Here is a 5,414-nt window from a genome sequence, read left to right as displayed (position 1 = left end):
CGTCGTTGAGCAGCTCGCGCAGCGTCCGGCCCTCGACGTGCTCCATGACGATGTAGGGCACCTGCACCGGCGCGCCGCCGGTCTCGCTGACCTCCTGCTCCCCGGAGTCGTAGACGGCCACGATGGCCGGGTGGTTCAGGCCGGCGGCCGACTGCGCCTCCCGGCGGAAGCGGGCCAGGAACGAGCTGTCCCGAGCCAGGTCGGTGCGCAGGATCTTCACCGCGACGGTGCGGCCCAGCCGCAGGTCGTGGCCGACGTGGACCTCGGCCATGCCGCCGCGGCCGATCAGCTCCCCGACCTCGTAGCGGCCCCCGAGCACGCGGGGCTGTTCGCTCATCGGTTCGCTCCTGCCTGCAGCACGGCTCGCGCGATCGGGGCCGCCACGTCCCCGCCGGTCTCACCGGTCCAGTCGTCGGTGGCACTCTCGACGACGACCGCGACCGCGATCCGCGGGTCCTCGGCCGGCGCGAACCCGGTGAACCAGGCGTGGGCGGCGCCGCTGGAGCCGTACTCGGCGGTGCCGGTCTTGCCCGCCACGGTCATGCCGGGGATGGCGGCGGCCTGCCCGGACCCCTCCTCGACGACGGAGACCATCATCTCGGTCAACGCCTCCGCCGTCTCCGCCGACACCGCCTGCGACAGCTCCTGGGGGTCGGCCTGGTCGATGACGTCCAGGTCGGCGGCTCGCACCGTCTCGACCAGGTACGGCTCCATCACGGTGCCCCCGTTCGCCAGGGCCGCCGACACCATGGCTACCTGCAGTGGGGTGACCCGCACGTCGTGCTGGCCGATCCCGGTCAGCGCCAGCTGGGCGTCGTCGATGCCGTCGGGGTAGCGGCTGGGGGTGACCCGCATCGGGATCTCCAGCGACTGCTCGAAGCCGAAGTCCTGCGCCTGCTGCTCCAGCGTCTCCGCACCGAGCTCACCGGCCAGCCAGGCGAAGGCGGTGTTGCAGGAGACCTCGATCGACTCGGCGAGGGTGGCGGTGTCACCGTCCCCGCAGGAGCGCCCGTCGAAGTTGGGAAGCTCGGTCGTGGTGCCCGGCAGCGTGTACCGCAGCGGGGCGTGCAGCTCCTCCTCCGGTGCGTAGCCGTTCTCCAGCGCCGCCGCGGCGGTGACCAGCTTGAAGGTCGACCCCGGCGGGTACAGCGAGCCGCCGATGGTCCGGTTGACCAGCGGCTGGTCGGGGTCGGTGGTGAGCTCCTCCCACGCCTCCTGCACCTGGGGCAGCCCGTGGGAGGCCAGCCGGTTCGGGTCGTAGCTGGGGTGGCTGACCATGGCCAGCACCGCGCCGGTCTGGGGGTCCACCGCCACGACCGCGCCACGGCGGTCGCCCAGCGCCTCGGCGGCGGCGTCCTGCACGGCCGGGTCGATGGTGACCTCCAGCGAGGCGCCCTGCGGCTCGGTACCGGTCGCCATGTCCACGAGGCGGCGGTAGAACAGCTCGTCGGCGGTGCCGGCCAGCACGGCGTTGCGGGCACCCTCGAGCCCACCGGCAGCGCCGTAGACGAAGCTGAAGTAGCCGGTGATGTGGGCGTAGCGGCTGCCCTCGGGGTAGGTGCGGATCCGGCGGAGCCGGTCATCGGTCGGCTCGGACCGGGCAATCGGGGTGCCGTCCAGGAGGATGGCGCCACGGTCCCGGCTGTAGGTGTCCAGCAGGGTGCGGCGGTTCTCCGGCCGCTCCCGCAGCGACTCGGCCTGCACGAACTGCACCCAGGTGCTGGCGACCAGCAGCGCGGTGAACATCAGCGAGACCAGCACGGCCAGCCGGCGGATCGGGGTGTTCACCGGTCACCTCCCGTGGCCGTGGCCGGCGCGGTGGTGGTGGCGGTGGCACGGCGGCGCGGTCGCTCGGTGCCGTCCGGGGCGGGCCGGCGGGCGTGGTCGCTGATGCGCAGCAGCAGCGCCAGGATCACCCAGTTCGCCAGCAGCGAGGAACCGCCGGCGGACATGAACGGGGTCGTCAGCCCGGTCAGCGGGATGACCCGGGTGATGCCGCCGATGACGACGAAGCACTGCAGCGCGATCGCGAACGACAGCCCGGCGGCCAGCAGCTTGCCGAACCCCTCCCGTGCGCCGATCGCGGTGCGCAGCCCGCGTTCCACCAGCAGCGCGTAGAGCAGGATGATCGAGAACACCCCGACCAGGCCGAGCTCCTCGCCGAAGCTGGCGATGATGTAGTCGCTGTTGGCCAGGTAGGTCTCGAACGGGTAGCCCTGCCCCAGCCCGGTGCCGGCCATGCCGCCGTGGGCCATGCCCATCAGGCCGCGGGCGACCTGGTCGGAGCTGGCGTCGGGGCTGAACGGGTCCAGCCAGAGGTTGACGCGCACCTGCACGTGGCTGAACAGCTGCCAGGCCAGCAGCGCCCCGCCCAGGAACAGGGTCAGCCCGATGACGATCCAGCTGACCCGCTCGGTGGCGATGTAGAGCATGGCGACGAACAGCCCGAAGAACAGCAGCGAGGAGCCGAGGTCGCGCTGCCCCACCAGGATGAGCAGCGAGATCAGCCACGCGGCCAGGATCGGGCCGAGGTCGCGTCCGCGGGGCAGCTGCAGGAAGAGGACCCGCTTGCCGACCAGCGACAGCGCGTCGCGGGTGCTGACCAGGTAGCCGGCGAAGAAGATGGCCAGCGCGATCTTGGCCAGCTCGCCGGGCTGCATGCTGAACGGGCCGATCGCGATCCACAGCCGGGAGCCGAACTGCTCCTGGCCGATGATGGGCAGCATCGGCAGCAGCAGCAGGACCAGACCGGTGGCCATCGCGAGGAAGGTGTAGCGGCGCAGCAGCCGGTGGTCGCGCACCAGGATGAGCGCCGCGGCGGCGATGGCGACCGCCAGCGCGGTCCACAGCAGCTGCCGCCCGGCGACCCCGGAGGTCAGGTCGCGTCCCTCGCCGAGGTCGATCCGGTGGATCATCACCAGCCCGAGCCCGTTGAGCAGGGTGGCGATCGGCAGCAGCAGCGGGTCGGCGTAGGAGGCCCGCCAGCGCAGCACCAGGTGGAAGGCCAGCGCCACCCCCAGCAGGCCGAGACCATGGACCAGCAGGTCCGGGGGCACCTCCCCGGTGACCGCGACGTCGACGTTGATGTAGGCGAGCACGACGATGCCGACGGCGAACAGCAGCAGGACGAGCTCGGTGGTCCGGCCGGTGGGTGGGCGGACGGAGGTGACGGTACTCACCGGTCGCACTCCCTCCCGGCGGCGTCCACGGTCTCCTCCTGCTGCGGGGCCGCGGTCGGCCCGGCCGTCGTCTCCGGTCCGGCGGTGGCCTCGGGCGAGGGCAGCGCGGTCCCCGGCGGGCAGTCCTGCGCGGCAAGGGCCCGCAGCTCGCTGACGAGCGCGTCGGCCCCCTCCCGGCTGTCGGTGGAGATGGTGCGCGCCACCTGGTCCTGGTAGTAGCTCGGCAGGTCGGCCACCGGCAGGCCGGTCTGCTCCTCCTGCTCCGAGAGCGCGATCGGCCCCAGGTCCTGGGAGACACCGCGGAAGATGGTGACCTGACCGTCGGCCTCACCGACGTAGTACTGCTGCTGGCTCCAGCCGTAGGTGGCCCAGAGCCCGGCCGCGACGACGAGGAGGACCACGAGCCCGACCATGGCCCGCCGCACCCAGCGCAGCACCGGGTGGCGGTCGCTCTCCTCGGCCAGCTCGGGGGCCTCGCCCTCGGGGCCGTGCACGGCCCGGGCCAGGGCCGCGGCCTTCTCGGCCGGGGTGGCCGCGGCGGAGAGGTCGCCGCCGCCGCGGCGCTCGCTGGCGGCGCCCACGACCTGCGGGTCGGTGGAGCCGGCGCCGGGGGCCACGACGTCGGCGACGATCACCGTGACGTTGTCGCGGGTGGAGGCGCGCAGTGCCATCTCCAGCAGCCGGTTGGCCACCTCCACCGCGCTGCTGCCGGTGCGCAGCAGGTCAGCGACCGTGTCGACGGCGACGTAGTCGGTCAGGCCATCGGTGCACAGCAGCAGCCGGTCGCCCTCCCGCAGCTCCCGCATCGACAGGTCCGGCCGGTCCTCGTCACGGCCGGTGAGGACCCGGGTCACCAGGGAGCGCTGCGGGTGGTGCAGCGCCTCCTCCTCGTCGATACGTCCCTCGTCGAGCAGCTTCTGCACGAACGAGTGGTCCTTGGTGATCTGGGTGACGCGGTTGCCGCGGCGCAGGTAGGCGCGGGAGTCCCCGACGTTGGCGACGGCGAGCTTGCTGCCCGAGCGCAGCATCGCGATGCAGGTGGTGCCCATGCCCTCCAGCGCCTGCGTCTGCTCGGCGACCTCACCGAGTGAGGCGTTGGCGCCCAGCATCGACTCCTCGAGCACCGCCAGCAGGTCGTCCCCGCCGTGGCTCTCACCGTCCAGGTGGACGAGCTCGCCGACAACGAGCGAGCTGGCGACGTCACCGGCGGCGTGGCCACCCATGCCGTCGCACATGACCAGCAGCTCCGGCCCGGCGTAGGCGGAGTCCTCGTTGCGGGACTTGGTGCCGAGACCGATGTGGGAGCGGGCGGCGTACCGGAGCGCGAGCGTCATGGGTTAGCGCTGGAGCTCGAGCACGGTCTGGCCGATGCGGACCTGCGAGCCCGGGCCGAGGCGGGTGGGGCGCAGGATGCGCTGGTTGTCGACGTAGGTGCCGTTGGTGGAGCCCAGGTCCTCGGCGTACCAGGCACCGTCCTCACCCGGGAGGATGCGCAGGTGCCGGCCGGAGGCGAAGTCGTCGCTGAGCACCAGTGAGCACTCCGGGTTGCGGCCGATGAGCAGGCCGCCCTCGCTGAGCGGCACCGACGTGCCGCGCATCGAGCCGGCGACGACCGTGAGGTGGGTGGGCCCGCGCCGGCGGCGGGAGCCGCTTCGGCGCGACTCGCCGGGTCGGGAGGTGCGAGACACGACGCGGGTGCCGTAGAGGTCGGCGCGCAGCGCCCCGGCGACCGAGAACACGAAGGCCCACAGGAGTACCAGCAGGCCCAGTCGGATGGCGTTGAGGGTGAGCTCGCTCATCGGCCTCGATCCACGTGCACCACCAGCGTGGTGCGCCCGATGGTCAGGCGGTCGCCGTCGCTGAGCTCCTCGGTGCCGATCTCGTCCCCGTTGACGAAGGTGCCGTTGGTGGAGTCCAGGTCGCGCACCAGCAGCTGCACGTGCGGGCCGTCCTGCCGGATCCGCACCTCGGCATGGCGGCGGGAGACACCCGGGTCGTCCAGCACGATGGTGGCCGACTGGTCCCGCCCGATCGTCGTGACCGCCCCGGTGAGCGCGTGGCGGTCGCCGTCGAACTCCAGCCAGGCGACCGGTCGGCCGCGGCCGGCGCCGGCCGCGCTCAGCTCCCGGGTGTGGTCCTCCTGCTGCTCCCGGCTCAGGTCGCCGGTGTCGCCTTCCTGCTGGCCGGCCCCGGTGCCCGTCGCGGAGGAGGCCGCCCCGCGTAGGTGCGCCGGGC

General features: G+C 73.0%; 6 protein-coding genes. All 6 read right to left on the bottom strand.

From position 1 onward, the window contains the following. On the bottom strand, positions 1–337 hold a 337-nt coding region (locus GFJ45_RS15000), incomplete at its 3' end, for a protein kinase domain-containing protein (RefSeq protein ID WP_153398626.1). Further along, the gene (locus GFJ45_RS14995; protein ID WP_153398624.1) at positions 334–1,788 is read right to left on the bottom strand and encodes a peptidoglycan D,D-transpeptidase FtsI family protein; all 1,455 of its coding nucleotides are present in this window, start codon (positions 1,786–1,788) and stop codon (positions 334–336) included. The genes GFJ45_RS15000 and GFJ45_RS14995, both read right to left, overlap by 4 nt. Beyond that, a complete protein-coding gene (locus tag GFJ45_RS14990) occupies positions 1,785–3,179 on the bottom strand; it encodes an FtsW/RodA/SpoVE family cell cycle protein (RefSeq protein WP_153398622.1) in 1,395 nt (464 codons plus the stop codon). The genes GFJ45_RS14995 and GFJ45_RS14990 overlap by 4 nt, the downstream gene beginning before the upstream one ends. Continuing rightward, complete coding sequence (locus GFJ45_RS14985; protein ID WP_153398620.1) at positions 3,176–4,513, bottom strand: PP2C family protein-serine/threonine phosphatase; 1,338 nt, start codon at positions 4,511–4,513, stop codon at positions 3,176–3,178. The genes GFJ45_RS14990 and GFJ45_RS14985 overlap by 4 nt, the downstream gene beginning before the upstream one ends. 3 nt (positions 4,514–4,516) lie before the next feature. Next, complete coding sequence (locus tag GFJ45_RS14980; protein ID WP_153398618.1) at positions 4,517–4,978, bottom strand: FHA domain-containing protein FhaB/FipA; 462 nt, start codon at positions 4,976–4,978, stop codon at positions 4,517–4,519. Beyond that, on the bottom strand, positions 4,975–5,414 hold a 440-nt coding region (locus GFJ45_RS14975; RefSeq protein ID WP_153398616.1), incomplete at its 5' end, for an FHA domain-containing protein. The genes GFJ45_RS14980 and GFJ45_RS14975, both read right to left, overlap by 4 nt.

This window comes from Ornithinicoccus halotolerans (assembly GCF_009602535.1).
GTDB lineage: Bacteria > Actinomycetota > Actinomycetes > Actinomycetales > Dermatophilaceae > Ornithinicoccus > Ornithinicoccus halotolerans.
This window is presented reverse-complemented; position numbering and strand designations above follow the sequence as displayed.

Excerpts from the sequence above, each read along its gene's own strand:
- GFJ45_RS14985 (WP_153398620.1), bottom strand. The coding sequence starts at position 4,513 with ATGACGCTCGCGCTCCGGTACGCCGCCCGCTCCCACATCGGTCTCGGC.
- GFJ45_RS14980 (WP_153398618.1), bottom strand. The coding sequence starts at position 4,978 with ATGAGCGAGCTCACCCTCAACGCCATCCGACTGGGCCTGCTGGTACTC.